General features: G+C 59.5%; 24 protein-coding genes. 13 read left to right on the top strand and 11 right to left on the bottom strand.

The genetic code is table 11. The annotated features are described in order from the left end of the window. Nucleotides 1-42 precede the first annotated feature (42 nt). On the top strand, nucleotides 43-1,620 hold the full coding sequence (guaA, locus tag ACIO0C_RS19350) for a glutamine-hydrolyzing GMP synthase (RefSeq protein WP_008057764.1): 1,578 nt from the start codon (nucleotides 43-45) through the stop codon (nucleotides 1,618-1,620). A 71-nt stretch (nucleotides 1,621-1,691) separates the two neighbouring features. Here guaA and ACIO0C_RS19345 read toward each other — a convergent pair whose 3' ends face one another. Together ACIO0C_RS19345 and treR are read right to left on the bottom strand one after the other, a co-directional pair. Then, on the bottom strand, nucleotides 1,692-4,778 hold the full coding sequence (locus ACIO0C_RS19345; protein ID WP_401314641.1) for a membrane-targeted effector domain-containing toxin: 3,087 nt from the start codon (nucleotides 4,776-4,778) through the stop codon (nucleotides 1,692-1,694). Between the two features lie 101 nt (nucleotides 4,779-4,879). Further along, complete coding sequence (gene treR, locus ACIO0C_RS19340) at nucleotides 4,880-5,584, bottom strand: trehalose operon repressor (protein ID WP_401314639.1); 705 nt, start codon at nucleotides 5,582-5,584, stop codon at nucleotides 4,880-4,882. Nucleotides 5,585-5,822: 238 nt separating this feature from the next. Here treR and treP point away from each other — a divergent pair, with 238 nt between their 5' ends. The 7 genes from treP to tadA all read left to right on the top strand — a co-directional run bounded on the left by treP (nucleotide 5,823) and on the right by tadA (nucleotide 15,263). After that, a complete protein-coding gene (gene treP / locus ACIO0C_RS19335; RefSeq protein WP_401314637.1) occupies nucleotides 5,823-7,265 on the top strand; it encodes a PTS system trehalose-specific EIIBC component in 1,443 nt (480 codons plus the stop codon). 130 nt (nucleotides 7,266-7,395) lie between these two features. Then, nucleotides 7,396-9,045, top strand: a complete 1,650-nt coding sequence (gene treC / locus ACIO0C_RS19330) for an alpha,alpha-phosphotrehalase (RefSeq protein WP_401314635.1) — start codon at nucleotides 7,396-7,398, stop codon at nucleotides 9,043-9,045. Between the two features lie 105 nt (nucleotides 9,046-9,150). Continuing rightward, complete coding sequence (locus tag ACIO0C_RS19325; protein ID WP_401314634.1) at nucleotides 9,151-10,374, top strand: maltoporin; 1,224 nt, start codon at nucleotides 9,151-9,153, stop codon at nucleotides 10,372-10,374. A gap of 62 nt (nucleotides 10,375-10,436) precedes the next feature. Continuing rightward, nucleotides 10,437-12,971, top strand: a complete 2,535-nt coding sequence (gene ptsP, locus ACIO0C_RS19320; RefSeq protein WP_401314632.1) for a phosphoenolpyruvate--protein phosphotransferase — start codon at nucleotides 10,437-10,439, stop codon at nucleotides 12,969-12,971. Nucleotides 12,972-12,973: 2 nt separating this feature from the next. Next, entirely contained in the window at nucleotides 12,974-13,264 is a 291-nt protein-coding gene (locus ACIO0C_RS19315) for a PTS glucose transporter subunit IIB (RefSeq protein WP_401314630.1), read from the top strand. Nucleotides 13,265-13,389: 125 nt separating this feature from the next. Continuing rightward, nucleotides 13,390-14,766 (top strand): multicopper oxidase family protein, encoded by a 1,377-nt coding sequence (locus tag ACIO0C_RS19310; protein WP_401314629.1) that lies wholly within the window; start codon nucleotides 13,390-13,392, stop codon nucleotides 14,764-14,766. Then, entirely contained in the window at nucleotides 14,766-15,263 is a 498-nt protein-coding gene (tadA, locus tag ACIO0C_RS19305; protein WP_401314627.1) for a tRNA adenosine(34) deaminase TadA, read from the top strand. The genes ACIO0C_RS19310 and tadA overlap by 1 nt, the downstream gene beginning before the upstream one ends. A gap of 36 nt (nucleotides 15,264-15,299) precedes the next feature. On the opposite strand, the gene cmoB is transcribed toward tadA, so the two are convergent. From cmoB to ACIO0C_RS19260, 9 genes are all read right to left on the bottom strand, one after another. Next, the gene (gene cmoB, locus ACIO0C_RS19300; RefSeq protein ID WP_401314625.1) at nucleotides 15,300-16,256 is read right to left on the bottom strand and encodes a tRNA 5-methoxyuridine(34)/uridine 5-oxyacetic acid(34) synthase CmoB; all 957 of its coding nucleotides are present in this window, start codon (nucleotides 16,254-16,256) and stop codon (nucleotides 15,300-15,302) included. Further along, nucleotides 16,253-16,996 (bottom strand): carboxy-S-adenosyl-L-methionine synthase CmoA, encoded by a 744-nt coding sequence (gene cmoA / locus ACIO0C_RS19295; protein WP_401314623.1) that lies wholly within the window; start codon nucleotides 16,994-16,996, stop codon nucleotides 16,253-16,255. Before cmoA ends, cmoB begins: the two co-directional genes overlap by 4 nt. A gap of 120 nt (nucleotides 16,997-17,116) precedes the next feature. Further along, nucleotides 17,117-17,761, bottom strand: coding sequence for a lysoplasmalogenase (locus ACIO0C_RS19290; protein ID WP_401314622.1), 645 nt, complete (start codon nucleotides 17,759-17,761; stop codon nucleotides 17,117-17,119). A 2-nt stretch (nucleotides 17,762-17,763) separates the two neighbouring features. Further along, nucleotides 17,764-18,156, bottom strand: a complete 393-nt coding sequence (locus ACIO0C_RS19285) for a protease inhibitor I42 family protein (RefSeq protein WP_401314620.1) — start codon at nucleotides 18,154-18,156, stop codon at nucleotides 17,764-17,766. Between the two features lie 127 nt (nucleotides 18,157-18,283). Next, nucleotides 18,284-18,652, bottom strand: a complete 369-nt coding sequence (locus tag ACIO0C_RS19280) for a hypothetical protein (protein WP_401314619.1) — start codon at nucleotides 18,650-18,652, stop codon at nucleotides 18,284-18,286. Between the two features lie 126 nt (nucleotides 18,653-18,778). Then, on the bottom strand, nucleotides 18,779-19,237 hold the full coding sequence (locus ACIO0C_RS19275) for a hypothetical protein (protein ID WP_401314617.1): 459 nt from the start codon (nucleotides 19,235-19,237) through the stop codon (nucleotides 18,779-18,781). 158 nt (nucleotides 19,238-19,395) lie between these two features. Further along, on the bottom strand, nucleotides 19,396-21,813 hold the full coding sequence (gene lon / locus ACIO0C_RS19270; RefSeq protein WP_401314615.1) for an endopeptidase La: 2,418 nt from the start codon (nucleotides 21,811-21,813) through the stop codon (nucleotides 19,396-19,398). 166 nt (nucleotides 21,814-21,979) lie between these two features. Next, nucleotides 21,980-22,483 carry a murein L,D-transpeptidase family protein gene (locus tag ACIO0C_RS19265; protein WP_401314613.1) on the bottom strand — a complete coding sequence of 168 codons (504 nt, stop codon included), beginning with the start codon at nucleotides 22,481-22,483 and terminating at the stop codon, nucleotides 21,980-21,982. 125 nt (nucleotides 22,484-22,608) lie between these two features. After that, complete coding sequence (locus tag ACIO0C_RS19260) at nucleotides 22,609-23,160, bottom strand: NUDIX hydrolase (RefSeq protein ID WP_401314611.1); 552 nt, start codon at nucleotides 23,158-23,160, stop codon at nucleotides 22,609-22,611. A gap of 147 nt (nucleotides 23,161-23,307) precedes the next feature. On the opposite strand from ACIO0C_RS19260, the gene ACIO0C_RS19255 reads away from it, so the two are divergent. The 5 genes from ACIO0C_RS19255 (at nucleotide 23,308) to purT (ending at nucleotide 26,529) form a co-directional block, all read left to right on the top strand. Beyond that, on the top strand, nucleotides 23,308-23,907 hold the full coding sequence (locus ACIO0C_RS19255) for a CoA pyrophosphatase (RefSeq protein WP_401314609.1): 600 nt from the start codon (nucleotides 23,308-23,310) through the stop codon (nucleotides 23,905-23,907). Between the two features lie 55 nt (nucleotides 23,908-23,962). Next, nucleotides 23,963-24,487: a gamma carbonic anhydrase family protein gene (locus tag ACIO0C_RS19250; protein ID WP_034150809.1), complete on the top strand. Its 525-nt coding sequence runs from the start codon at nucleotides 23,963-23,965 to the stop codon at nucleotides 24,485-24,487. Beyond that, nucleotides 24,484-24,699 (top strand): DUF1289 domain-containing protein, encoded by a 216-nt coding sequence (locus tag ACIO0C_RS19245; protein ID WP_401314607.1) that lies wholly within the window; start codon nucleotides 24,484-24,486, stop codon nucleotides 24,697-24,699. Before ACIO0C_RS19250 ends, ACIO0C_RS19245 begins: the two co-directional genes overlap by 4 nt. Nucleotides 24,700-24,780: 81 nt before the next feature. Further along, the gene (locus ACIO0C_RS19240; protein ID WP_401314605.1) at nucleotides 24,781-25,248 is read left to right on the top strand and encodes a preQ0 transporter; all 468 of its coding nucleotides are present in this window, start codon (nucleotides 24,781-24,783) and stop codon (nucleotides 25,246-25,248) included. A 99-nt stretch (nucleotides 25,249-25,347) separates the two neighbouring features. Beyond that, nucleotides 25,348-26,529: a formate-dependent phosphoribosylglycinamide formyltransferase gene (purT, locus tag ACIO0C_RS19235; protein WP_401314603.1), complete on the top strand. Its 1,182-nt coding sequence runs from the start codon at nucleotides 25,348-25,350 to the stop codon at nucleotides 26,527-26,529. Nucleotides 26,530-26,770: the final 241 nt, after the last annotated feature.

Here is a 26,770-nt window from a genome sequence, read left to right as displayed (position 1 = left end):
TGAATCACGACTGTTTCTGAATGACTTAGACGAGACTGAATCATGGCCCTCGATATTCACGCCCACCGCATCCTGATCCTCGACTTCGGTTCCCAGTACACCCAGCTGATCGCCCGCCGCGTGCGTGAAATCGGCGTGTACTGCGAACTGCACCCGTTCGACATGGATGACGAAGCGATTCGCGAATTCGCGCCAAAAGGGATCATCCTCGCCGGCGGCCCCGAGTCCGTACACGTCGCCGACAGCCCTCGCGCACCGCAAGCGGTGTGGGACCTGGGCGTGCCGGTCTTCGGTATCTGCTACGGCATGCAGACCATGGCCGAGCAATTGGGCGGCAAGGTTGAAGGTTCCGAACTGCGTGAGTTCGGTTACGCCCGTGTCGACGTGGTCGGCAAGAGCCGCCTGCTCGACGGCATCGAAGACCACATCGACGCCGACGGCCTGTTTGGCCTCGACGTATGGATGAGCCACGGTGACAAAGTTACCCGCATGCCGGAAGACTTCCACATCCTGGCCAGCACTCCGAGCTGCCCGATCGCCGGCATGTTCAGCGACGAGCGTCGCTACTACGGCGTGCAGTTCCACCCGGAAGTGACCCACACCAAGCAGGGCGGTCGCATCCTGTCGCGCTTCATCCTCGACATCTGCGAGTGCGAAGCGCTGTGGACCCCGTCGAAGATCGCTGAAGACGCCATCGCCCAGGTTCGCGCCCAGGTTGGCACCGACAACGTACTGCTCGGCCTGTCCGGCGGCGTTGACTCCTCCGTGGTTGCCGCGCTGCTGCACAAGGCCATCGGCGACCAGCTGACCTGCGTCTTCGTCGACAACGGCCTGCTGCGCCTGCACGAAGGCGAGCAAGTGATGGCCATGTTCGCCGAGAACATGGGCGTCAAGGTGATCCGCGCCAACGCCGAGGACCAGTTCCTCGACAACCTGGCCGGCGAGTCCGACCCTGAGAAGAAGCGCAAGATCATCGGCCGTACCTTCATCGACGTGTTCGATGCCCAGTCCAACAAACTGGAAAACATCAAGTACCTGGCCCAGGGCACCATCTACCCGGACGTGATCGAGTCGGCTGGCGCGAAAAGCGGCAAGGCCCACGTGATCAAGTCGCACCACAACGTGGGCGGCCTGCCGGAAGAAATGAACCTGAAACTGGTCGAGCCGCTGCGCGAGCTGTTCAAGGACGAAGTCCGTCGTCTGGGCCTGGAACTCGGCCTGCCGTACGACATGGTCTACCGTCACCCGTTCCCGGGTCCGGGCCTGGGTGTGCGTATCCTGGGTGAAGTGAAGAAGGAATACGCCGACCTGCTGCGTCGTGCCGACCACATCTTCATCGAAGAACTGCGCAAGGCCGACTGGTACCACAAGGTCAGCCAGGCATTCGTGGTGTTCCAGCCGGTGAAATCGGTTGGCGTGGTCGGTGATGGCCGTCGTTACGCCTGGGTCGTGGCCCTGCGTGCCGTGGAAACCATCGACTTCATGACCGCGCGTTGGGCACACCTGCCTTACGAACTGCTGGAAACCGTCAGCGGCCGCATCATCAATGAAATCGAAGGCATCTCCCGCGTCACCTACGACGTGTCGAGCAAGCCGCCAGCGACGATCGAGTGGGAATGATCCCGCTCTGACTGATCGCCTGTAACACCGCAAAGGCCCCGTGAATGCGAATTCACGGGGCCTTTTGCGTATCAGGCCGCTACAGAGGGCAGTCGACCTTCCAGCGTCAGGCCCATGCGGTTGAGTGCGTGGGCGAGGCTGAGCAGATTCGCGTAGGTGACCTGATGCACGTCGGCCCAGGCAGGTCGGTTGATCCGAAAACCGTTATCCATCGTCCGTTCGATTGTCGTTCGCACAATCTGGTTGGTGCGGCTGCGATGAATCAGCGTCAGGGAATCCTCCGGCCCTTCAATGGTGAACATGCCTTGGCGCAACAGCAGATGTTTGATCTGCTCCGGCGTTCGTTGAATGAACGGCGTCGGCATTTGCAGGTTGATGTCGGCATACAGGGTGTTGGTATTGCCGCGCATCTGGCCAGGAATCCCCGCAATGTCATGGCCTACATCGATGCCATGGTCGATGTCCAGGTGCAGGCTCTGATCGGGTCGTACCTCTTCGATGCGCAAACCGATACCCCCCTCGGTTTCGCTGATGCCGGCCATTCCCCTGAAGGTGTTGGTACTCTCCTGGTCGGTGAGCACCAGCCATTTTCCGCCGCCGTTGCGGGCTTGGGTGGCCTGCATGATGGTGTGGGTGAGGTAGGTCTTGACGGATTGCCGTGCTACGGCGCTCATGGTCGCGTCTACATAGCGATAACTTGCCAGGCAGTCGGTGGCCTGGATTCGAATGCCGTTCTGTTGGGCTGTTTTGACGACCTCCAGTGGCGTGAACTGTCCTGCAGGATCGCCTGGCAGTTTTGTCAGGTACTTCTCCAGCATGCCCTCCATCTGCCCGGTCTCGGCGAATTTGTTCAGGTCGATTTGACTGAAGTCGTTGAGCAGACGATGCATGTAGATCGTCTTGACGCCTTGCCTGGCCAGCGTCGGCATGTTTTCGATCAGAAACCGCATGCTGGCGATGCGATCCTGACTTTCACCGACCACCAGCCCCGGTGCTGCGTCGTATATCTTCTCGATGAGTTCGGTAACGGTTGTGGCTGGCGTGATCACGGGCTGGACCGGCCGGGGCGGCAGCGAGGCGAAAAAGTCCTTGGGTGCCTGGAATCCGATGGCATCCCTGACCAGCATTGTGCGACGCCCGGCAACATATTGTTCATAGGAGGAGATTCCTCTGATTTGCCCTCCATGCATGCTGACGATTTTTATATGGGTTTCCGGTTCTCCCAACGCAAGGTGGTTCAGCGAGCGGCCGTTGGGGGAATCGTAGCGGGTCAAGTGCGAGAGATCATTTTTGGGCAGCACCGGAGCCCTGGGCCGGGAGGGGCCGGGAACAGGCTCGCTGGGGCCAGGCTTACTGGCGCCAGGCTTGCCAGAGGCGGGCTTGCTGGGGCCTTTACCGCCGGCGGTCAAACGAAGTTTCGGTGCCAGCTCCCATTCACCCTCGGCATTCAGGCGTACAGGAATCGAGCCCGTAAAGGCGTTGGGGTTTTGCGGGTCGATGATGGCCCAGGTGCCGCCGCCATTGACGTCAGCCTCGTAACGCACGTAGTAAGCCTGTTCGTTGATCAGGATGGCGTGGGGAGGATTTGAGTTCAGGGTGTAGATACCCTGGTATTTCCCGCTGGTGGCCATGGTGTAGCTTTCGAGGAGTTCATTGCTTTGCCAATGCTCTGGCACTTCAAACGCATTCCCGGTCTCGTCGGGCAGGGTCGGTAATACATCAGGTTGCAGAGGACCTTCCTCTGATTCATCGGTCGCGCGCGGTTCCGCGGATTCCTCCGGGTCGAGCGTCTTGTCCAGGTCCGCCGTCTCGGCTGCTTCAGCCGCTTCAGCCGCAGCCCCGGCTTCGTCCAACACACTCGCTTCCCTGAGCAGCGGAACATTGAACAGCACATTGATGCCAGCGAGCACCGCGCCAATCACGCCTGCCTTGCGCTCCGCCGCCGTTCTGCCATTGACCGCCTTGTCGATGTTCAAACCCATCGCGGCGATGCTGGCCCCGATCACGGGCAAGGCGATGGGCCAGCCGAGAACCGCCAACGGGCCGAAGACCTTTAGGCCCACAGTCAGATAACCCAGCCACAGGTGTTCGCGCATTTGCCCATTGGTCACCAGGGTAAGGTTGGCTTCCTCCAGCATCGCGCCTTGCACGGCCCGGCTCTGCCAGGTGAACACGTCGCCGCTGACGGTGATGTTTTTCTGATTGATCAGGTGGTGATCGTATTTGCCCCAGGTGCCGACCAGCTGGTTCATCAGCGGGGTAATGTTGTCGTGGACCTCCTTGCGCACAGACAGCGGGAAATGGGTCATGAATTCGCTGCGGGCCTGCTCTTCGTTCATCTGCAGCAGCATCCACCAGTGCATGTCGGTGGGCGTCGGGTGCACGTGGAAAGGTGTGGCTGCGCCAGGTACGTAGGTGATTTGCCGACCGTTGCGGTCGACGATGCGCAGGATGTCGGTGGCGACATGGCCTGCGACATCCAGCGCACCGACTTGCAGGTCCGCAGGCACGGTGTTTTGCGCCTGCAGGGTCGCCAGGGTGATAGGCCAGGGCGTGTCGCCGACGGCGGCCCTGACGACGGTCTGGAAGTCGTCTTCCCCCAGCTGCCCGCTCTCGCACGCCTCGATGGCTTTACTGAGGTAGTTACATTTGGCCAGGGCCCGGTAGTCATCGAAATGCGTGGCCCAGAATGCATTGAATCTGTTCAGGTAGCGGTCACTGAAGTTCAGCTCCCACAGGTCGGCGAGCACCTTGCTGGGGTACATCCGCACTTCATTGGTTTCGTTGTAGATACTGGCGTTGGCATCGGCGGTGTAAAACCCGCCATTGCTGTTCAGTTCGAGGGCGTCGTCCTGGTCGGTCACGCGAAACCGATGGATGACCAGTTGTGTCAGCGTGAACGACTCACAGGGTTTGGGCGCGTGTTCCCAGCCCAGGAATGTCTTGTTGCTGCTGGCCGTGACGTTGTCGAACCGATGCCACCAGACCTGGTCGGGGTCGTGGCCGGTGATGCCGTGTTTTTTCAGGATATCGCTGGCGACGGCATGGGCTTCTTCTTGCAAGCCAGGGCAGGCCGCCACGACAACGGGTGCAATGAGTTTGAGCTGTTCCCGGTCGGCGGCATTACTTTTGGTCGGGATATTTTGATCGGTAGGCATGATCTCGTTCCTTGAGAAATGGGGCCTGCGAGGATTACCCATTTGCTCAAGGAGCGTGCACTACATAGTTATGCCAGCACGCGGTTCAACCCTATGCCGGGTCAGCGCCGCGCCACATCCGAAAAGTAGAATTTGTCGAGGGTGTGCCGCGATTCCGTGTACTCGAACTGCCGACCGTCCTGCAGAAACGTCTGGTTGCTGACCACGATCACATGGCTCTGTCCGTCGAGGTCCAGGTGTTGCTGGTCGTCCTTGCTGCGGGGCACGGCTTCAATGGTGCGCTGGGCGTAGGCGATCTGCAGTTGCAGGGTCTGTTCGATGAAGGCGTAGATCGAGTGTTCGGCGATGTCCCGCGACAGTCCGGGGATGACGTCGCTGACGAAATGGTTGATGTCGAGGATCACGCGTTTTCCATCGATGCGCCGTACGCGCTTGATCCTGGTGATCAGGCTGCCTTCCTCAGCCTTGATGTGTTCGAGCAGTGCACCTTCGAGCGGGATCTGGCTGAACTCGACCACCTCGGTGCTGACGTCGTTGCCCAGGCGCGGATAGGTTTCCTGAAAGCTGACGATGCCACCCAATTGGAATTCGATCGGGTTGGTCGACAGCACAAAGGTGCCTTTACCGTGGACTTTCTGGGCGAAACCGCGCTCCTGCAGTTGCTCGATGGCCTTGCGCACGGTGCCGCGGCTGGCCTGGTAGCTGTCCATCAGTTCGGTTTCGGAGGGCAACCGGGCGCCGCGCTCCAGACGTTCGGTGGTGATGCTGGCAAGCAGATCGCTGTAGATCTGGTTGTATTTACTCATGGGGATGGCTCTGTGCCGCAAAGTGCTCGAGGTTTCGAACCTTAAGGGCAGGGTAGGGGTTTGTCCATGCAGGTTTAGGATTTCATCTTCTGCGAGGGTAGGAAAAATCGCCTCCTGTCGGCTTGCAGGTGAACAAATTCAAACTCGTCTGTACGAGTTGTTGATTTAACTCGTACAGACGAGTACTTTTCGCTTCGGCGTGCTGCCAATAACAAAAAACCACAGCGGAAGAACAAGCATGAGCCACGACTATCCGAACATCGTCAGCGAGCTGCTGCAAAGCCTCGGTGGCAGCGACAACCTGGAGCAGGCCGCGCATTGCGTCACACGGTTGCGTCTTGCCCTCAAGGACCCGAGCCGGGTGAACAGCGCCACGCTGAACCAGATCGACCTGGTCAAAGGCTCATTCTTCACCGGCGGCCTGTTCCAGGTGGTGATTGGCCCTGGTGAGGTGGAAAAGGTCTACGCAGAATTGCGCCGTCAAACCGGTCTGGCCGCGTCGACAATTGCCGACGTCAAACAGAAAAGTGCCGAAAAGATAAACGCCATGCAGCGCCTGGTGCGGGTGTTTTCCGACGTGTTCATGCCCATCCTGCCAGCGTTGATCATTGCGGGCCTGCTGATGGGCATCAACAACCTGATCGGCGCCAAGGGCATGTTCATCGAGGGCCAAACCCTGCTGCACGCCTACCCGAAGCTCGACGGGCTCTGGAGCCTGATCAACCTGATGGCCAACACCTCGTTCGTGTTCCTGCCTGCGCTGGTGGGCTGGTCAGCCGCCAAACGATTCGGTGGCAGCGAAATCCTCGGCATCGTGCTTGGCCTGATGCTGGTTCACCCCGATCTGCTCAACGCCTGGAACTACGGCAAGGCCGTCGCCGGTCTCGACGGCCAACGTTTGCAGTACTTCGACATCCTGGGTGTGTTCCAGATCGAAAAGGTCGGTTATCAGGGGCAGATCCTGCCCATCCTGCTGGCGGCCTACGTAATGAGCGTCATCGAAAAATGGTTAAGGGCGCGAGTGCCCAATGCTGTGCAATTGCTGGTGGTGCCGATCACCACCATCGTGGTCACCGGCGTACTGGCGCTGGCGGTCATTGGCCCGGTGACCCGGCATCTGGGGATTCTCATCACTGAAGGTGTGGTCACTTTGTTCGATCTGGCGCCGATGGTCGGCGGGGCGATCTTCGGCCTGCTGTACGCGCCCCTGGTGATCACCGGCATGCACCACATGTTTCTCGCGGTCGACTTGCAACTGATCTCGACCCAGGGCGGTACCTTCATCTGGCCGATGATCGTCATGTCCAACCTCGCCCAAGGCAGCGCGGCACTGGGCGTTTTCTACATGACCCGCAACGTACGAGACAAAAGCATGGCCTCGACCTCGGCGATTTCTGCCTACTTCGGCATCACTGAACCGGCCATGTTCGGGGTGAACCTGCGCTACAAGTTTCCGTTTTACGCGGCACTGATCGGCTCGGCGCTGGGGTGCATCTTCCTGTCGCTGAACAAGGTCCAGGCCTCGGCCATCGGTGTCGGCGGTTTGCCCGGATTCATCTCGATCATTCCTCAGTTCATCCCGATGTTCGTGATCGGGATGATCATCGCCCTGGTCGTGCCGTTTGTCCTGACCTGTGGGTTGAGCATGAAGATTGTCCGGCCCGGGTATCGGGTCGCCTGACAGATCGCATTCGCGGGCAAGTCGAATCGTCGCACCGCAGCTCCCACATTGGAATGCGGTCACTGTGGTAGCGGGCTTGCCCGCGAAGAGGCCCGCAAGGCCGGTACAAAACTTACTGAAGGAATCCGCCATGCAAGACTGGCAACGCTCGGTGATCTACCAGATCTACCCGAAGAGTTTTCACAGCCACGCGGGCAACCCCACGGGTGATTTGCTCGGCGTCGTGGCCAAGCTCGACTACCTGCACTGGCTGGGTGTCGATTGCCTGTGGATCACGCCGTTCCTGCGTTCGCCCCAGCGCGACAACGGGTACGACATCAGCGATTACTATGCGATCGATCCGAGCTACGGCACCATGGCCGACTGCGAGTTGTTGATTGCAGAGGCTGGCAAGCGTGGGATCAAGTTGATGCTCGATATCGTGGTCAACCACACCTCGATCGAGCACGCCTGGTTCCAGCAGGCGCGCAGCAGTCTCGACAATCCGTATCGCGACTTCTACATCTGGCGCGATCAGCCCAATAACTGGGAATCCAAGTTCGGTGGTTCGGCATGGGAATACGAGGCGCAGACCGGCCAGTATTACCTGCACCTGTTCGATCACACTCAGGCCGACCTGAACTGGGACAACCCGAAGGTGCGCGCCGAAGTTTTCAGGATGATGGGGTTCTGGCGGGATAAAGGTGTGGGAGGGTTCCGACTGGACGTGATCAACCTGATCTCGAAACCGGCGGACTTTCCCGAGGACAATACCGACGGCCGACGCTTCTATACCGACGGCCCGAATGTTCACCAATACTTGCAGCAAATGCACCGCGAAGTGTTCGAAGGCCATGACCTGATCAACGTCGGCGAGATGTCGTCTACGAGTCTCGACCACTGTATTCGCTATTCGCGGCCGGACTCGAAAGAACTGTCGATGACCTTCAACTTCCATCACTTGAAGGTCGATTACCCGAACTTGCAGAAGTGGATTCGCGCCGATTTCGACTTTATCGAACTCAAGCGCATCCTCTCCGACTGGCAAACCGGCATGCAGGCCGGCGGCGGCTGGAATGCGTTGTTCTGGTGTAATCACGACCAACCGCGGGTGGTCTCGCGGTTTGGTCATGACGGCGAACATCGTGTGGTGTCGGCAAAGATGCTCGGCACCGCGCTGCATTTTCTCCAGGGCACGCCATTTGTGTACCAGGGTGAAGAACTGGGCATGACCAATCCGGGTTTCGATCACATCGATCAGTACCGCGATGTCGAAACCCTGAACATCTTCCGGCTCAAGCGTGAGGCGGGTGTTGGCGATGCCGACAACATGGCGGCGATCATGCAGAAGTCCCGCGACAACAGCCGGACACCGATGCATTGGAGCACCGGACCAAACGCGGGTTTCAGCACGGCGCAACCCTGGATCGGCGTACCGGCCAACGCGGCGCAGATCAACGTTGCCGTTCAACTCGACGACCCGGATTCAGTGCTGCACCACTACCGCAAGTTGATCAATTTGCGGCGTACCGAAGTGCTCATATCCGACGGTGTTTACCGTCAGTTGTTGCCTGGGCACGCACAAGTTTGGGCCTATGTAAGGGAAGGAAACGGCGAACGTTTGCTGGTACTTAACAACTTCTACGGGACGCCTTGCGAAGTTGAATTGCCGGATGCAGTGATCAGTGAATTCATGACTCAGCGCTTGGTCATCAGCAACTATGCGGACTGTCCGCCGCGCAATCGACAGGTGTTTTTACGACCCTATGAGTCGTTTGCCTTGCACTTGACCGACCACTAAGTCCTCACCAGAAAGCACCGTTTCAAAAAACACGCAGAACGCTGCGCGGGGGAGTTTTGCGCGCCGATTTTGCTGCTGCACACAATAAAAATAATGGGGTGTTTCTTGAAAACAACAATAAATCGCAGCATTGCAGCGGCTGGCCTGTGCCTGGCATTGCCACTATCGGCGCAGGCTCTGGAGTTTGGGGGCTACTTGCGCAGTGGCGTCGGTACGTCGGTCAACAGCAGTTCCCAATCGTGCTTCCAATTACCGGGGGCGCAGACGAAATATCGGTTGGGCAACGAGTGCGAGCAGTATGGGGAGCTGGAATTGCGTCAGGATCTGTTCACCCTGGACGATGGTTCGGTGCTCAGCGTCGACGGCATGGCCTCGCTGTATAACCAGTACGATCAAAGCCCGACGTTCCAAGGCGACAACGGTTCGGTGCGCCTGCCGCAGTTGTATGCGCAATGGTCGAACATGCCGGGCCTCAACGGCGGTTCGTTGTGGGCCGGTCGGCGCTATTACAAACGCAACGACATCCACATTTCCGACTTTTACTACTGGAACCAGAGCGCCACTGGGGGCGGCATCGAGGACGTGCTGATCGGTGACCTGAAATACAGCTACGCCTTCTCGCGCAAGGACAACCTGTACCAGAAGGATTATATCAATCGTCACGATTTCAACGTGGCCGGTTTCAACACCAACCCCGGCGGTGAGCTGGAATTTGGCCTGAGCTATATCGACAAACCCGACAGCAGCGACGCTCATCGTGGCTGGGCGATGACCACCCAGCATGTGCAAAAGGGTTTTCTGGGGGGCAAGAACAAACTCGCGTTTCAGTACGGCGAAGGGCCCGGCACCGGGTTGGGTTATACCGGTAACGTGAAGCTCGACGACAGCAATAAAAGCTACCGGGTGGTGGAGTTCTTCGACTGGCAGGTGACGCCACGGTTTGGCGGGCAGGTTGAGGCGGTCTATCAGAAGGATGTTCGCCCAGGCGGCGCAGACCAGAACTGGGTTTCCCTTGGCGTTCGGCCTGCCTACGCGATTACCGAGCAGTTCAAGCTGGTGACCGAGCTGGGTCTCGATCAGGTCGACGCCACGGGTGGCACGCGCAAGCTGAGCAAGTTCACCTTCGCCCCGACCTGGTCGCCCAAGGGCCCCGCATTCTGGGCGCGCCCCGAAGTGCGCCTGTATTACACCTATGCCAGCTGGAACGAGGCGGCCAAGCGTGCGGCCAATGAGCTGGCGGCGGGATCAGCGTTGTCCGACACCGGTGCCTTTGGCAGGGCGCGACACGGTTCGAACGTCGGATTGCAGGTCGAGTACTGGTGGAAATAAGCGATGCTGTCGGAGCCTCGCGCTCCATCGGCTTTTCAAAGAACAAAACAGCAGGTGACGTCATGGCCATATCCCAACAATTGCAGCTCCACGCGCCCCTGTCCGGCGTATTGATGCCTCTGGACCTCGTGCCTGACCCGGTGTTTTCCAGCCGGGTCATCGGCGATGGGCTGTGCATCGATCCGGCTTCAACAACCTTGTGCGCGCCGCTTTGCGGCGTGGTCAGCAATGTGCAGGCCAGTGGGCATGCGGTCAGCATCACCGATGAAAATGGCGTGCAGGTTTTGATGCACATCGGGCTCGACACGGTGAACCTTGCAGGCACGGGGTTCAAGCGGTTGGTGGAGGAGGGGCAGCAGGTTGACGTCGGGCAGGCGCTGATCGAGTTCGATGCCGATTATGTTGCCTTGAATGCACGCAGCCTGTTGACCTTGATGCTGGTGATCAGCGGTGAGCCGTTCACCTGGCTGGGGGCGCAAACGGGGTGGGTAGACAGTGGTCAGCCGTTGCTGGGCTTGAACCCTGTCGGGCAAGTAACGCAAGAGGCTGTGTCGCAAGAGGTCGGGGCGCTGTTCTCCAAACCGCTGACGTTGCCCAACCCGAACGGATTGCACGCGCGTCCCGCGGCGGTATTCGCCCAGGCGGCGAAAGGCTTTTCGGCAAGCATTCATCTGCATAAACAGCAGGAGCGTGCGAACGGCAAATCCCTGGTGGCGATCATGGCGTTGCAGACGGCTTTTGCTGACGTTGTGCAAGTCAGTGCGGTCGGCCCGGACGCTGAGGCGGCGATCAAGACACTGGCCGAACTGCTGATCGCCGGATGTGGCGAGGCGGTGACTGTGACGGCGGACGTTGCCTCGGTGCCCCTGGAGACTTCATCGCCCAAAGTGCTGCGAGGGGTGTGTGCTTCGGCGGGTTCGGCATTTGGCCAGGTGGTCCAGATCGCCGATCAGGCCCTTGATGTGAGCGAATGGGGTGAAGGTTCGCAGGTTGAGCGCGATCGCCTGTGCGCAGCGTTGGCCGAGGCTGTTTGCGCTTTGCAGCAGATGTGTGAAAACGCCACGGGCGATGCCCAGGCCGGGATCTTCAAGGCTCACCAGGAGCTGCTCGAAGACCCGGGTTTGCTGGACTTGGCTCATGTGCTGATCGACGAAGGCAAAAGCGCCGGCTTCGCCTGGCGTGCGGCCACCGAGTCGACGGCAACCCTGTTCAAGAACCTGGGCAATGCCCTGTTGGCCGAACGAGCGGCAGACCTGGCCGACGTCAGCCAGAGGGTGCTCAAATTGATACTCGGCGTGCAGGACCGCAAGCTGGAGTTGCCTGAAGGCGCCATCCTGATTGCCGATCAACTGACACCGTCGCAGACCGCCGGGCTCGATACCCGTAAGGTGTTGGGCTTTGCCACCGTCGGTGGTGGCGCCACCAGCCATGTCGCGATTCTGGCGCGGGCCTCCGGCTTGCCTGCAATCTGCGGGTTGCCGGTGCAAGTGCTGGCGCTGGCCAACGGCACCCAGGTGTTGCTCGATGCCGATAAGGGTGAGCTGCAGCTCGACCCGGATCTGGCCGCCATTGAACAACTTCAAGCCAGGCGCGCGCTTGCCCGGCAACGCCAACACCATGAACTGGCCCAGGCATCGCGGGCTGCCTGTACCCGCGACGGTCATCATTTCGAGGTGACGGCCAACATCGCTTCGCTGGCTGAAGCCGAACAGGCGATGGCGCTGGGAGGCGAGGGTGTGGGTTTGCTGCGTTCAGAGTTTCTATATCTGGATCGCCACCATGCGCCGAGCCACGACGAGCAGGCATCCACCTACAGTGCCATCGCCAGGGTCCTGGGGTCCGCGCGCAATCTGGTGGTGCGCACCCTGGATGTTGGCGGTGACAAGCCTTTGGCGTACGTTGCGATGGACAGTGAAACCAACCCCTTTCTGGGCTTGCGCGGAATTCGCCTGTGCCTGGACCGTCCGCAACTGTTGCGCGATCAATTCAAGGCAATTCTCAGCTGTGCAGGGCTGACTCGCCTGCACATCATGCTGCCGATGGTGGCGCAACTGTCGGAGTTGCGTTTGGCTCGGCAGCTGCTCGAAGAAGAGGCGCTGGCCCTGGGCCTTACGGAACTGCCGAAACTGGGGATCATGATCGAGGTACCCGCAGCGGCGCTGATGGCGGATCTGTTTGCGCCTGAAGTGGATTTTTTCTCCATCGGCACCAACGACCTGACCCAATACACCTTGGCCATGGATCGCGATCATCCGCGGTTGGCCGGTCAGGCTGACAGTTTTCATCCATCGGTATTGCGCCTGATCGCCAGCACCGTGAAAGCCGCCCATGCCCAAGGCAAATGGGTGGGCGTTTGCGGTGCCATGGCCTCGGAAACCCTGGCCACGCCGCTCCTGCTGGGGCTGGGAGTGGATGAGCTATCGGTGAGCGTGCCGTTGATTCCGGCGGTCAAGGCGGCGATTCGCACCGTGGACCTGGTGGATTGCCAGGCCATCGCCCAACAGGTCCTGGGCCTGGAAAGTGCTGAGCAAGTACGCGCGGCCTTGCGGCTGTATAACGACGCGAGGGTCGTTCCTTCGCTGGTACTGGAGAACTGAACATGTTCGAGAAAATGCAGCAAGCGTTCTGGAAAGCCTTGACGCCGGATCTGGTCGTAGACGAGCCGAAAGTAGTTGCGCCATCGGTGCCTGGCCTGGCGGCGAATGTGGTGGCCGCGTTGGGTGGCGCGGATAACCTCAAGTCGCAGCAGCCTGTGGCGTTGACCCGGGTTCGGGTGGAGTTGCGCGATGTGGCGCGGATCAATCGGCAGGCTTTGAGTCTGGCCGGTGTGCCAGGCGTCATGGTGCTGGAGGGCGGCGTGGTGCACCTGATCACCGGCCTTCAGCCTTAAGCCATCCCTCGTCACAAATGATGTGCGTCTCCCGGTCACTCTTACTGTTTCCCAACCGCAGGTGTATCGTATTCGCCTTTTGCAGGCCTGTGGGCCTGTCGCTGATACGTGAGGTAGTTGAGTTCATGTCTTTCACCCGTCGCCAAATCCTCGGTGGCCTGGCCGGTCTTGTTGTCGTTGGCGTCGGTGCGGGCGGCGCATCGCGTTACTGGCTGGGCAAGATGGCCGACGCCGATGCGGGTCACGACTATGAGCTGATTGCGGCGCCGCTGGATGTCGAACTGGTGCCCGGGCACAAGACCGAAGCCTGGGCGTTTGGCCCGTCGGCGCCTGGCACCGAGTTACGCGTGCGCCAGGGTGAATGGCTGCGGGTGCGCTTCATCAACCACTTGCCGGTGGCGACCACCATCCACTGGCATGGCATTCGCTTGCCGCTGGAGATGGACGGTGTGCCCTACGTATCGCAGTTGCCGGTATTGCCCGGTGAATACTTCGATTACAAATTTCGCGTGCCCGATGCCGGCAGCTACTGGTATCACCCGCACGTGAGCAGCAGCGAAGAGCTCGGGCGCGGGCTGGTCGGCCCGCTGATCGTCGAGGAGCGCGAGCCGACCGGCTTCAAGTACGAGAAAACCTTGAGCTTGAAGAACTGGCATGTCGATGAGCAGGGCGCTTTTGTCGACTTCAGCATTCCTCGCGAAGCCGCCCGAGGTGGTACGGCGGGGCGCCTGTCGACCATCAACGGTGTGCCCCAGGCGGTCATCGACTTGCCTGCCGGGCAGATCACTCGCGTGCGCCTGCTCAACCTCGATAACACCCTTACCTATCGCCTGAATATCCCGGGTGTCGAAGCGCAGATCTACGCACTGGATGGCAACCCCATCGAACCGCGACCACTGGGCAAGGAGTACTGGCTCGGCCCGGGCATGCGTATTTGTCTGGCGATCAAAGCGCCGCCGGCGGGTGAAGAATTATCCTTGCGTAACGGTCCCGTTCGTTTGGGCACGTTGCGCTCCGTGGCCAACTCCGACGCGCCGACTGCATGGCCTGCGGCACTGCCCGCCAACCCGATAGCGGAGCCAGACCTGGCCAATGCCGAGAAACTCAACTTCAATTTCGAATGGGTCGGTTCGGTGTCAGTCAACGTCGACAACGGCAAGCCGCCGAGTCTGTGGCAGATCAACGGCAAAGCCTGGGACATCACGGATAAAACCTGCGCCGACCGCCCGATTGCCAAGCTGGAAAAGGGCAAAAGCTACATTTTTGAATTGAAAAACATGACTCAATATCAGCATCCGATTCACCTGCACGGCATGAGCTTCAAAGTCATTGCTTCGAACCGCCATAAGGTCATCCCGTACTTCACCGACACCTATTTGTTGGGCAAGAACGAGCGTGCGCAAGTGGCGCTGGTGGCGGATAACCCTGGGGTTTGGATGTTCCATTGCCATGTGATCGATCACATGGAAACCGGCCTGATGGCCGCCATCGAGGTGGCGTGATGCGTCAGATTCGTCCCGCGGCGATCATCGACCGCAGCCGTGATCGTGACTTCATGCGTGAGGCCCTGGCCCTCGCCGCGCAAGGTGCCGCGCTTGGCGAAGTGCCGGTGGGGGCGGTGCTGGTGCAGGGCGGTGAAATCATCGGCCGTGGTTTCAATTGCCCGATCAGCGGCAACGATCCGAGCGCCCATGCCGAGATGGTCGCGATCCGCGCCGCGGCCCAAGCCGTCAGCAACTATCGCCTGCCGGGCAGCACGCTGTATGTGACGCTGGAGCCGTGCAGCATGTGCGCCGGGTTGATCGTGCATTCGCGGATTGCACGGGTAGTCTATGGCGCGCTGGAGCCCAAGGCCGGGATTGTGCAGAGCCAGGGGCAGTTCTTTACCCAGGGCTTCTTGAATCATCGGGTGTTGTATGAGGGTGGGGTGTTGGCGGAAGAATGCGGGGCGGTGCTCAGTGAATTCTTCAAGGCCCGGCGTGCCAAACCAGCCGAGTAATGATCGTTCCCCCGCAGAGCGTGGGAACGATCATCGTTACTTACGAGCGACGATAACAGCCCGCATCGGCGCCGGCAGTCCTTCAATGGTCTTGCTGTGGTCTTCGGGATCGAGGAAGTCGCTCAGTGACTGATACTTCATCCACTCCGTGCCGCGCTGCTCTTCAACGGTGGTGACGCTCACGTCCACACACTTCACGTCGGTAAAACCGGCACGACGCAACCACAACTCCAGCGCCGGTACTGACGGCAGGAACCACACGTTGCGCATTTGCGCATAACGGTCTTCCGGCACCAGCACTTGATGTTTGTCGCCTTCGACCACCAGGGTTTCGAGCACCAGTTCACCGCCCTTGACCAGGCAATCCTTCAGCGCCAGCAAGTGCTCGATCGGCGAGCGACGGTGGTAGAACACACCCATGGAAAACACCGTGTCGAAGCCCTCGAGGTTCGGCGGCAGGTCTTCGAAAGGGAATGGCAGGTGCCAGGCATTGGGCTCGGACAGGTAACGCTGAACCGCCTGGAACTGACAGAAGAACAACCAGTTCGGATCGACGCCGATCACGCTGTCCGCACCGGCACCCAGCATGCGCCACATGTAGTAACCGTTGCCGCAGCCGACATCGAGGATGCGCTTGCCCTTGAGGTCCAGGTGCGGTGCGACGCGCGACCATTTCCAGTCCGAACGCCATTCGGTGTCGACGTGTACGCCAAACAGATCGAATGGCCCTTTGCGCCACGGCGACAAACCCATCAATGCCGTACGCATCTGTGCACGGGTTTCATCGTCGCAATCGGTGTCCAGCTTCAAACCGTTCAACAAGTCGACTTCGCTTGGCTGGATCTTCGGCAAAGCGTCCAGCGCACTCTGCCAACGCTCCAGGTCGCCGTGACCCTTTTCCATTTTCTTGTCGAGTTGCTGCTGCAGGGTGTTGGCCCAATCGGCCAGCGGTGTACCAGCCAGGCGGCGGGCGAGGGGAGACAGATCAATCATGGCAGGGCAATCAACGAGGCAAAGTTAAGACACTGGAACCACGGCACGACTTTCGAGAACCCGGCGGCCAACAGGCGTTCGCGATGTTCTTCGAGGCTATCGGGCTTCATGACATTTTCGATGGCGCTGCGCTTCTGGGCGATTTCCAGTTCGCTATAGCCGTTGGCACGCTTGAAGGCGACGTGCAGGTCGGTGAGCAACGCGTGCTCCTGCTCGTCTTCAAAGCGCAGTTTTTCCGAGAGAATCAATGCACCACCGGGCAACAGGGACTGGTGGATGCGCGACAGCAACGCGCTTCGCTGATCGGGAGCAATGAATTGCAGGGTGAAGTTCAGCGCCACCACCGAGGCAGGCTTGAATTCGAGGGCGAGGATGTCGCCTTCGACCACTTCCACCGGCAGCAACTCCTGGAACATCGAGTCCTGGCCGTTCAGGTATTCACGGCATCGCTCGACCATCGCCGCGGAGTTATCCACAGCGATGACGCGGCAGCCGTCGGTGCGCACATGTCGACGTAGTGCCTGAGTCACTGCCCCCAGGGACGAGCCGAGGTCGTAGAGCACAGTATTGGGCTGGGCGAACTGCGCGGCGAGCACGCCGAGGTTTTCGACAATGGTCGGATAACCCGGTACCGAGCGCTTGATCATGTCCGGGAACACCCGCACCACGTCCTCATTGAAGGCGAAGTCAGGCACCTGGGCCAAAGGCTGGGCGAAAAGGCGATCGGATTCTTTGCTCACGGCGGTTCCGGCGGTGTCGGTGGAAAAGGCCGGCATTTTAGCCAAGTTGGGGCGGGGATGCGCGGGTTGTCTGATAAACCGCCGGGGCGAGCCTCGGAATCTTCGCTGTCAGTGATAATGCTATCGCGAGCAGCGCGGTTTTTGATCGAACGCCGATGCCGTGATGCCCCATTGTCCCAACCAATAACTGAGGATGATCACGTACGGCGCGGCATCAAACGGCACCACAAAGCGACTGATACCAATGACGCTATCGGAAAACACAAACGCCACGGCCCCGGCTGCCGCAAGCAGCGCCGAACGCTTGGGCACGTCACTGCCGAGCCGAGCCAGCGCACGCCAGAGCATGGCGCTGATCGCCAGGCCATAGACGATCACCGGAATCAGCAATGGCCCCAGTCCGTGGGCAATCAGTATCCCCAGCAGCACCGCGCCGACGCCGAGGGCCAGGATCAGTGGCAACACGGCCAACCGTCTGCAGTCAGTCAAATAAGCTTTCAGGTAGGCCAGGTGGGCGACGAGGAACGCCCCGAGGCCGAACACAAACAAATCCCCCGGCCAGGCCAGCAACACGTCGCCGAGCAGGGAGAAAATCAATCCAAGGCTGATCCAGCGCCGATACTCGCTGGGTGGTGCGTCGTGCAGCCAACCGAGCAGGGCCAGCACCGGCAACGGCTTGACCAGCAGGCAAAGCAGCGTGGCATGCACGCTGAGTCCATAGAGAAAGGTCACGGCGCCCATCAGCGCCAGGATCAGCCAGCCCACGGTCAATTCACCGAAATGGCGCAGTCGAAGGCATCCACCGGCAGCACTTCCGGTGCCCAAGGTTGTTGCGAGGTCAGGCGTAAACGCCCGGTGCCAGTGGCGAACGCCTGGAAGCGCCAGGTTGAAACGCCGGCAGCACCCACGACGCCGGCGTCTTCCGGGTTGCTGTAGACCTCAGGGCTGAGCGCGCGCAACACACCACCGGCCGAATCCTGGATAGACCAGCGGTAACCTGTGGTCGGATTGCTCGGCAGGGTCAGGATCAGGTTTTGCCCACTGTGCAGTTGCACGGGGCATTCGCTTTGTTTTTCCACGGTCACGTTGTGCGCAGGTTGCGTGGCGCAAGCGGCCAGCAAGGTGAGAGCGAGAGGAATAAACAGGCGAGTGGGGGACATAAGGTCAGTGGCTCCGACGTTCACGACGAACGGCGAGCATAACTGAAGATGAGACAAAGTGTGACCAGAGCCTGGTGAGGATACTGACTCTGTGTCAGGCTCTGGTGCGGGCGGACATGCTGCGTTGTCAATGATGTAAAATGGTTACTTCCACGTCTCCTTCGATCTCGTCAAGGTTACCAAACTCCAATTTGAAAGTTAGTTTGACGTGCCTGGAGCCCTTCTCAATATAGGCGTTATACGTTCCTCGGGTGGCGTACAGATCATTCCATTCGTGGCGGTAGATTACTCGCAAAACCCCCCCTACTTGGAACTGTTGTTCTCCGCTCGGCGTATCAATGTTGATTTCTATCCCGAAGCCTTGTTTTTCCTGGGTGTCATGGCCCCTTATAACAATATCCGAGCCTCTGTTTTCTACGCCGACGTTAGTAGTTCTGAAGATTTCGGTGCCGCCTTGTTTTGCAATTATATAGCTGGTGCTTTTTTTGTTCGTCATATTGAGTTCCTTGATGAAGGTGGGAAAGCAGAAAATACCGTTAAAAATAAGAGGCTGATACTGTCATTGTTGTCAGGTTGTTAGATCTGTTCGCGATTAATTTTCAGCAGGACCTGTGGGGGGCGTTCATTTTCTCAACGAAAACGCAAAAATGCCGTCAGATACAAACTCACGGTTCTGCCGGTCTTTGAATTTGATGTCAAAGCTGCCACTGTATTCCTGCGCCTCACCGTCAACTTCCAGCTGGATCTCCCCTGCGGTTGCCCAGTAGCTTGTGTACGCCGGAAAGTTTTCAGTAAGTACGATCTGGATCAGTCGATCGGGGATATTCAGTTGGTAAATACCGCTATCGATATTTTTAGGTAGATAGAGATCAAATGCTCGGTCTTGAGGGGTGTTGTTTTCACCGGCTTTGAACACGGCCACGATTTCCCGGGAGCCGACGCTGGTGTAAAACACTTCGGAGTTGAATGCCTCACGATCCTGGATAGTGGCGTTCAGGAAATTTTGCTGACAGCACGGTCGAAATTGGATGTCATTACTTGTGCGGCTGTCGTTAGGGTTTCTGCGTTGTTCGATATACATAAACTGTCACTTGAAGGCGTATAGGAGTCTTGAATGTACAGTCAGTATTCAAGTGCAGGTACTGATTTAATTAACGGGTTACGGCATTAAGAGGTTTCGATTCATGTCGATTATAAAATGGCCAGGCAATCAAGCCTGGCCATTGGCAGTTACCGCTATTAAAACAACACCTTCGCCACATCCGCAAAACGCTTGGCAAAGTGCACGGTAATCCCTTCCTTCAGATAGTCAGGAAGTTCCTCAAAACTCCCACGATTAGGCTCCGGCAAGATCAACTCAAAAATCTTCTGCCTCCGCGCCGCAATCACCTTCTCACGCACCCCGCCAATCGGCAGTACATGCCCGGTCAACGTCAGTTCGCCCGTCATGGCCACGCCTTTTTTCGGCGGCTGGTTACGTGCCAGGGACAGCAGGGCACTGGCCATGGTCACGCCGGCGCTCGGGCCGTCTTTCGGGGTGGCGCCTTCCGGGACATGCAGGTGCACGAACGCTTCGTCGAAGAATTTCGGATCACCGCCAAACGACTTCAGGTTGGAGCTGACGTAGCTGTAGGCAATTTCCGCAGACTCTTTCATCACATCGCCCAATTGCCCGGTGAGCTTGAAGCCGCGATTGAGGGTATGGATGCGCGTGGCTTCGATCGGCAGGGTCGCACCGCCCATGCTGGTCCAGGCGAGACCTGTGATCACACCCGTCCCCGACAGCACTTGCTCATTACGGAACACGGGTTTGCCCAACGAAGTTTCGAGGTCTTTCGGGCCAATCTTGATCACGGCGTTCGGTTCGCCGAGCAGTTTCACTACCGATTTGCGTACCAGTTTGCCGAGGTTTTTCTCCAGCTGGCGAACCCCGGCCTCACGGGCATACCCGTCGATCAGCGCCTTCAACGCGTTGTCGCTGATGCTCAGGCTGCCTTTTGACACGCCGGCCTTTTCCAGTTGCTTCGGCCACAGGTGGCGTTTGGCGATGGCGACTTTTTCTTCGGTGATGTAACCCGACAGCCGGATCACTTCCATCCGGTCCAGCAAGGGGCCAGGAATCGAATCCAGGGTGTTGGCGGTGCAGACGAACAGCACTTTCGACAGGTCCAGGCGCAGGTCCAGGTAATGGTCGAGGAATTCGACGTTCTGCTCCGGATCGAGGGTTTCCAGCAGCGCCGAGGCCGGGTCGCCCTGGTAGCTTTGGCCCATCTTGTCGATTTCGTCGAGCATGATCACCGGGTTCATCACTTCGACGTCTTTGAGCGCTTGCACGAGTTTGCCCGGCATCGCACCGATGTAGGTACGGCGGTGGCCCTTGATTTCGGCTTCGTCGCGCATGCCGCCGAGGCTGAAGCGGTAGAACGGTCGGCCGAGGGATTCGGCAATGGATTTGCCGACGCTGGTTTTACCCACGCCCGGCGGCCCCACCAGCAGTACGATGGAACCGCTGATTTCGCCCTTGTAGGCACCCACCGCGAGGAACTCGAGGATGCGGTCCTTGATGTCGTCGAGGCCGGAATGGTGGTTGTCCAGTACCTTGCGCGCGTGCTTGAGGTCGAGCTTGTCCTCGCCGTACACGCCCCACGGCACCGATGTCGCCCAGTCGAGGTAGTTGCGCGTGACCGCGTACTCCGGCGAACCGGTCTCGAGGATCGACAGCTTGTTCATCTCTTCTTCGATGCGCTTTTGCGCCTGTGACGGCAGCACTTTGCCGGTCAGCCGTTGCTCGAATTGTTCGATGTCGGCGCTGCGGTCGTCCTTGGTCAGCCCCAGCTCCTGCTGGATGACCTTGAGCTGCTCCTTGAGGAAGAATTCGCGCTGATGCTCGCCGATCTTGCGATTAACTTCGGCGGAAATTTCTTTTTGCAGGCGCGCGACCTCGACCTCCTTGCGCAGCATCGGCAGAACTTTTTCCATGCGCTTGAGCATGGGCACGCAGTCGAGCACTTCCTGCAGTTCGCTGCCGGTGGCCGACGTCAGCGCGGCGGCAAAGTCGGTCAACGGTGATGGGTCGTTGGGGCTGAAGCGGTTGAGGTAGTTCTTCAGCTCTTCGCTGTACAGCGGATTGAGCGGCAGCAGTTCCTTGATCGCGTTGATCAGCGCCATCCCGTAGGCCTTGACCTCGTCGGTCGGCTCGGTGGGCTGGTGCGGGTATTCGACTTCCACCAGGTACGGCGGGCGATGGTGCTTGAGCCAGGTCTTGAGGCGCACACGGGTCAGGCCCTGGGCGACGAATTGCAGTTTGCCGTTTTCGCGACTGGCGTGGTGCACCTTGACCAGGGTGCCGTACAGCGGCAGGGCCGAGGTATCAAAATGACGCGGGTCTTCCTGGGGCGTGTCCATGTAGAACAGGGCCAGGGACTGATGCTCGGATTTGGCGACCAGGTCGAGGGTTTCCGCCCAGGGTTCTTCATTGACGATGACCGGCAGGACCTGGGCCGGGAAGAAGGGGCGGTTGTGAATCGGGATGATGTAGACCTTGTCCGGCAGGTTCTGGCCGGGAAGGGCGAGACCCTTGCCTGGGGTGTGCTGCTCGGCGTTTTCCGGATCGGCGTATTCACTGGGGTCTTCGGGGAATGCTTGCTGGTCGCTCATGGGGCACCTGCGCAATGGGGTATGGGTCTTAGATGGGGCAGGCCTCTGGTGGTTTCAATGGGGGAGGGGATATTCGGGGAGCGTTCAGGATCTGGACAGGTAGTGTGCATCTACCTGTTGCAGACAGCGCAGCGTTCCCAAGGCATGGGAACGCTCAACGGTCTTATTAAGGACGAATCTCGATCATCGTGCCGTCCGGCACCAGGTTCCAGATTTCGCGCATGTCCATGTTGCGCATGGCAATGCAACCGTCGGTCCAGTCCAGGGTGTGGAACAGGTGCTCGGGGTTTTCTTCGGTGTCCGGGGTGCCGTGGATCATGATCATGCCGCCGGGATCGACACCTTCACGCCGTGAGCGAGCGGAATCGGTGATGTTCGGGTAGGAAATATGCATCGCCAGGTTGAAGCGGTCGCTGACCTTGCGCCAGTCGATCCAGTAGAAACCTTCAGGCGTGCGTTTGTCGCCTTCCATAAGCTTTGGCCCCTTGGGCCGTTTGCCCAGGGAAATGCGATAGGTCTTGACCGGCTTGCCGTCATTGATCAATTGCAATTGATGGGCAGACTTGAGAACCAGGATTTTCTCGATGACCTTGCCGTCCAGAGGCTCCATGGCAGTAGCCTGGGACACCGTGACGAACGACAAGCAGAACAGGGCAAGCAACCAGCGCATTGAAACGATTCCCCAGCAGGTGTCGCGACCATATATCTATTTATAGGTGTTTTTGCAGGCGCTGCCGAGAGTCCGGGCCGAGTTCGGACAATCTTTTCGCGCCGGGTGATGATACCAAGATGACATCAAGTGATGACAGGCTGAACCAGCGGCGGGATCGATTCGGACCGCACGGGGTAGACCTCGGTCCGCCGGTCAGCGAAGAAGCATTCTAAGGTACGGCCCACCGTGCGGAAAGCCAGCTCGTCCCAAGGAATGTCGGCTTCGTCGAATAGTTGCACTTCCAGGCTCTCTACACCGGCGGCAAAATCCAGGTCCGCCAGCTCGGCGCGGAAGAACACATGCACCTGGCTGATGTGCGGCACATCGATCAATGTATAGATGTTCAGGTTGCGCACCCGCGCGCAGGCTTCCTCGGCGGTCTCACGAATGGCCGCCTGCTCGATGGTTTCGCCGTTTTCCATGAAGCCGGCGGGCAGGGTCCAATAGCCACGGCGCGGTTCGATGGCGCGGCGGCATAACAGCACCTGGGTGCCCCAGGTCGCCACGCAACCGGCAACGATGTTGGGGTTCTGGTAGTGAATGGTGTGACAGCTGTCGCAGACAAAACGCAGGCGCGAATCGCCCTCGGGAATGCGTTGGGTCACCGGGTTGCCGCACTGACTGCAAAATTTCATGCTTGGGTTCCTGAATGCTGCGCCTATCTTGGCGTGCGGCGGTGGCTGTCGGCAAGTTGTCGTTTCGCGACATGCCACTGTCCGGGGGGTTGGGCGACCGAAGCGATTGGTGCATGATGCAGGGTAAGGCACTGATCGAGAACACTCATGCTGGACGAGCTACTGCATCGGGTAAGTCACCACACACCGCGCACGTTGGAGACCGACCGACGTTTCCCAGAAGCTGCCGTCCTGCTACCGATCACCCGCAGTGACGAGCCGGAGTTGGTCTTGACCCTGCGCGCCAGCGGGCTGTCGACCCATGGTGGCGAAGTCGCCTTCCCCGGTGGTCGACGCGACCCCGAAGACCCCGACCTCGTGTTTACCGCCCTGCGCGAAGCCGAAGAAGAGATCGGCCTGCCACCGGGCCTGGTCGAAGTGATCGGCCCGCTGAGCCCGTTGATCTCCCTGCATGGCATCAAGGTCACGCCTTATGTCGGGGTGATTCCGGATTTTGTCCAATACCGGGCCAACGATGCCGAGATCGCCGCTGTGTTCAGTGTGCCGCTGGAGTTCTTCCGCAAGGACCCGCGCGAGCATACCCATCGTATCGATTACCAGGGGCGCAGTTGGTACGTGCCGAGTTATCGCTATGGCGAATTCAAGATCTGGGGCCTGACGGCGATCATGATAGTGGAGTTGATCAATCTGCTCTATGACGCGAAAATCAGCCTGCACTTACCGCCTAAAAGCTTTATCAATACCTGAAGCCATCACTCGAATGGCCTGAACACGCCGCAGCCTGAGCCTTGAGGACAACAAGATGAAATACCGCCTGGGCGACGCCCGTGTCGAGACCCATCCACAGAGCTGGGTCGCTCCCAATGCCGTGCTGGTGGGCAAGGTCAAACTGGAAGAGGGCGCCAACGTCTGGTTCAACGCCGTGCTGCGGGGCGACAACGAGCTGATCCTGATCGGCAAGAACAGCAATGTCCAGGATGGCACCGTGATGCATACCGACATGGGTTACCCGCTCACCATCGGTACCGGCGTGACCATCGGCCACAACGCCATGCTGCATGGCTGCACCGTGGGCGACTACAGCCTGATCGGTATCAACGCGGTGATTCTCAACGGCGCGAAAATCGGCAAGAACTGCATCATCGGCGCCAATTCGTTGATTGGCGAAGGCAAGGAAATTCCGGATGGTTCGCTGGTCATGGGCTCACCCGGCAAGGTGGTGCGCGAGCTGACCGAACAGCAGAAAAAGATGCTGGAAGCCAGTGCTGCCCACTATGTGCATAACTCTCAGCGGTATGCCCGCGATCTGGCTGAGCAGGAACAATGAGCGCTCCAGAACGCCCAGTGGCATCGCCCTGCGTGAATATTTGCGCACTGGACGACGATGACATTTGCACGGGCTGTCAGCGTACGGTTGAGGAAATCACCCGCTGGAGCCGCATGAGCAACGACGAGCGCCGCACGGTGTTGGGGTTGTGCCATGAGCGTGCCAAGGCCAGTGGGTTGGTGTGGATGATCGGCAAGACACCCGGCCGATAAGATCAAAAGATCGCAGCCTGCGATCTTTTGAATTGGCGTTTGGTTGAAGTACCCTGTGCGCCAAATTGACTGGTGCCCCACATGCTCTTCCTGATCGCCTACATCGGCAGTGTCGTGCTGATCAACTACGCCTTCTCCTCCGCCCCGGACCTGGACATCATCTGGTCGGCCTGGGGCGGCCTGGTGTTCGTGTTGCGCGACATGGTGCAGACCCGCTTCGGTCACGGCGCGATCGCGGCGATGCTGGCGGCGCTGGTGTTGTCCTACATCACCTCCGATCCCTCCATCGCCCTGGCCAGCGCCACGGCATTCGCCGTGTCGGAGTGCATCGACTGGCTGGTGTTCAGCATCACCCGGCGCCCGTTGCACGACCGCCTGTGGATAAGTTCGGCCCTGAGCATCCCGCTCGATACGTTCATCTTCTTCGGCATGATCGACGCGCTGACCCCGGGCGTGATTCTCACCGCCCTGGGTTCCAAGTTCGCCGGCGTCACGGCCGTCTGGCTGATCATGGCCTGGCGCTTGCGCAAGCTGGCGCTCGTCAGCTGAAGCCAAACCCCGCGGTTCATGTAAAATGCCGCGCTTTCTCCCCATGGGAAGCGCGCCAGGCGCCGCATCCCTCGATGATCCGCTTCTTGAGGACTTGAGATGACCCGTATCGGAACTCCATTGTCGCCCACCGCGACCCGCGTATTGATGTGTGGCTGTGGCGAACTGGGCAAGGAAGTGGTGATCGAGCTGCAACGCCTGGGCGTTGAAGTGATTGCCGTGGATCGCTACGCCAATGCGCCGGCCATGCAGGTGGCGCATCGCAGCCACGTGATCAACATGCTCGATGGCGCGGCCCTGCGCGCAGTCATCGAAGCCGAGCAGCCGCACTTCATCGTGCCGGAAATCGAAGCCATCGCCACCGCGACCCTGGTGGAGCTGGAATCCGAAGGCTTCACCGTGATCCCCACGGCGCGCGCCGCACAGCTGACCATGAACCGCGAAGGGATCCGTCGCCTGGCCGCCGAAGAACTGGACCTGCCGACTTCGCCTTATCACTTCGCCGACACCTTCGAGGACTACAGCAAGGCCGTCGAGGACCTCGGTTTCCCTTGCGTGGTCAAGCCGGTCATGAGCTCGTCGGGCAAGGGCCAGAGCCTGCTGCGCAGCGTCGATGACGTGAAGACGGCCTGGGATTACGCCCAGGAAGGCGGGCGTGCCGGTAAAGGCCGGGTGATCATCGAAGGTTTTATCGATTTCGATTATGAAATTACCCTGCTGACTGTGCGTCACGTCGGCGGCACGACCTTTTGCGCACCGGTCGGCCATCGCCAGGAGAAGGGCGACTACCAGGAAAGCTGGCAGCCTCAGGCCATGAGCCCGGTAGCCCTGGCTGAATCGGAGCGTGTGGCCAAGGCGGTGACCGAGGCCTTGGGTGGTCGTGGTCTGTTTGGCGTCGAGCTGTTCATCAAGGGTGATCAGGTTTGGTTCAGCGAAGTGTCGCCGCGTCCGCACGACACCGGTCTGGTGACCCTTATTTCCCAGGATCTGTCGCAGTTCGCCCTGCATGCGCGGGCGATCCTTGGTTTGCCGATTCCGTTGATCCGTCAGTTCGGCCCATCGGCTTCGGCGGTGATCCTGGTGGAAGGCCAGTCGACCCAGACCGCTTTCGCCAACCTGGGCGCGGCGTTGAGCGAGCCGGATACGGCGTTGCGTCTGTTTGGCAAGCCTGAAGTCAATGGCCAGCGCCGGATGGGTGTTGCACTGGCGCGGGATGAGTCGATCGAAGCGGCCCGGGCTAAAGCGACCCGCGCTTCTCAGGCTGTTGTGGTAGAGCTGTAGACTCCCTCTCTGATCGTTCCCACGCAGAGCGTCACTAGTGTCCGGTAAAAACCGAAGGGGGAGCTTGCTCCCCCTTGCTGTTGGCGCTTGTCAGCCATAATCAGACTTTTCGGACTCGATTTTGACTCATGTTCACCAGCACCCGCTTAGCCCATTTACTCAGTGCGATCCCGCGTCAGTTCTTTCGGCAATCCACCGAAAGGCATCAAGCTGATCGCTACGTCAAACGCTGCACGTCCTG

This window comes from Pseudomonas sp. NPDC087336, from assembly GCF_044744285.1.
In the GTDB taxonomy this organism is placed as follows: Bacteria; Pseudomonadota; Gammaproteobacteria; order Pseudomonadales; family Pseudomonadaceae; genus Aquipseudomonas.
This window is presented reverse-complemented; position numbering and strand designations above follow the sequence as displayed.

Coding starts and splice junctions, on each gene's coding strand:
- tadA (WP_401314627.1), top strand. CDS start 14,766: ATGCGTCAGATTCGTCCCGCGGCGATCATCGACCGCAGCCGTGATCGT.
- ACIO0C_RS19265 (WP_401314613.1), bottom strand. CDS start 22,483: ATGCGCTGGTTGCTTGCCCTGTTCTGCTTGTCGTTCGTCACGGTGTCC.
- ACIO0C_RS19345 (WP_401314641.1), bottom strand. CDS start 4,778: ATGCCTACCGATCAAAATATCCCGACCAAAAGTAATGCCGCCGACCGG.
- ptsP (WP_401314632.1), top strand. CDS start 10,437: ATGGCCATATCCCAACAATTGCAGCTCCACGCGCCCCTGTCCGGCGTA.
- ACIO0C_RS19275 (WP_401314617.1), bottom strand. CDS start 19,237: ATGTATATCGAACAACGCAGAAACCCTAACGACAGCCGCACAAGTAAT.
- ACIO0C_RS19255 (WP_401314609.1), top strand. CDS start 23,308: ATGCTGGACGAGCTACTGCATCGGGTAAGTCACCACACACCGCGCACG.
- ACIO0C_RS19260 (WP_401314611.1), bottom strand. CDS start 23,160: ATGAAATTTTGCAGTCAGTGCGGCAACCCGGTGACCCAACGCATTCCC.
- ACIO0C_RS19315 (WP_401314630.1), top strand. CDS start 12,974: ATGTTCGAGAAAATGCAGCAAGCGTTCTGGAAAGCCTTGACGCCGGAT.
- purT (WP_401314603.1), top strand. CDS start 25,348: ATGACCCGTATCGGAACTCCATTGTCGCCCACCGCGACCCGCGTATTG.
- ACIO0C_RS19240 (WP_401314605.1), top strand. CDS start 24,781: ATGCTCTTCCTGATCGCCTACATCGGCAGTGTCGTGCTGATCAACTAC.
- treC (WP_401314635.1), top strand. CDS start 7,396: ATGCAAGACTGGCAACGCTCGGTGATCTACCAGATCTACCCGAAGAGT.
- cmoB (WP_401314625.1), bottom strand. CDS start 16,256: ATGATTGATCTGTCTCCCCTCGCCCGCCGCCTGGCTGGTACACCGCTG.
- guaA (WP_008057764.1), top strand. CDS start 43: ATGGCCCTCGATATTCACGCCCACCGCATCCTGATCCTCGACTTCGGT.
- ACIO0C_RS19310 (WP_401314629.1), top strand. CDS start 13,390: ATGTCTTTCACCCGTCGCCAAATCCTCGGTGGCCTGGCCGGTCTTGTT.
- treP (WP_401314637.1), top strand. CDS start 5,823: ATGAGCCACGACTATCCGAACATCGTCAGCGAGCTGCTGCAAAGCCTC.
- lon (WP_401314615.1), bottom strand. CDS start 21,813: ATGAGCGACCAGCAAGCATTCCCCGAAGACCCCAGTGAATACGCCGAT.
- ACIO0C_RS19280 (WP_401314619.1), bottom strand. CDS start 18,652: ATGACGAACAAAAAAAGCACCAGCTATATAATTGCAAAACAAGGCGGC.
- ACIO0C_RS19250 (WP_034150809.1), top strand. CDS start 23,963: ATGAAATACCGCCTGGGCGACGCCCGTGTCGAGACCCATCCACAGAGC.
- treR (WP_401314639.1), bottom strand. CDS start 5,584: ATGAGTAAATACAACCAGATCTACAGCGATCTGCTTGCCAGCATCACC.
- ACIO0C_RS19245 (WP_401314607.1), top strand. CDS start 24,484: ATGAGCGCTCCAGAACGCCCAGTGGCATCGCCCTGCGTGAATATTTGC.
- ACIO0C_RS19285 (WP_401314620.1), bottom strand. CDS start 18,156: ATGTCCCCCACTCGCCTGTTTATTCCTCTCGCTCTCACCTTGCTGGCC.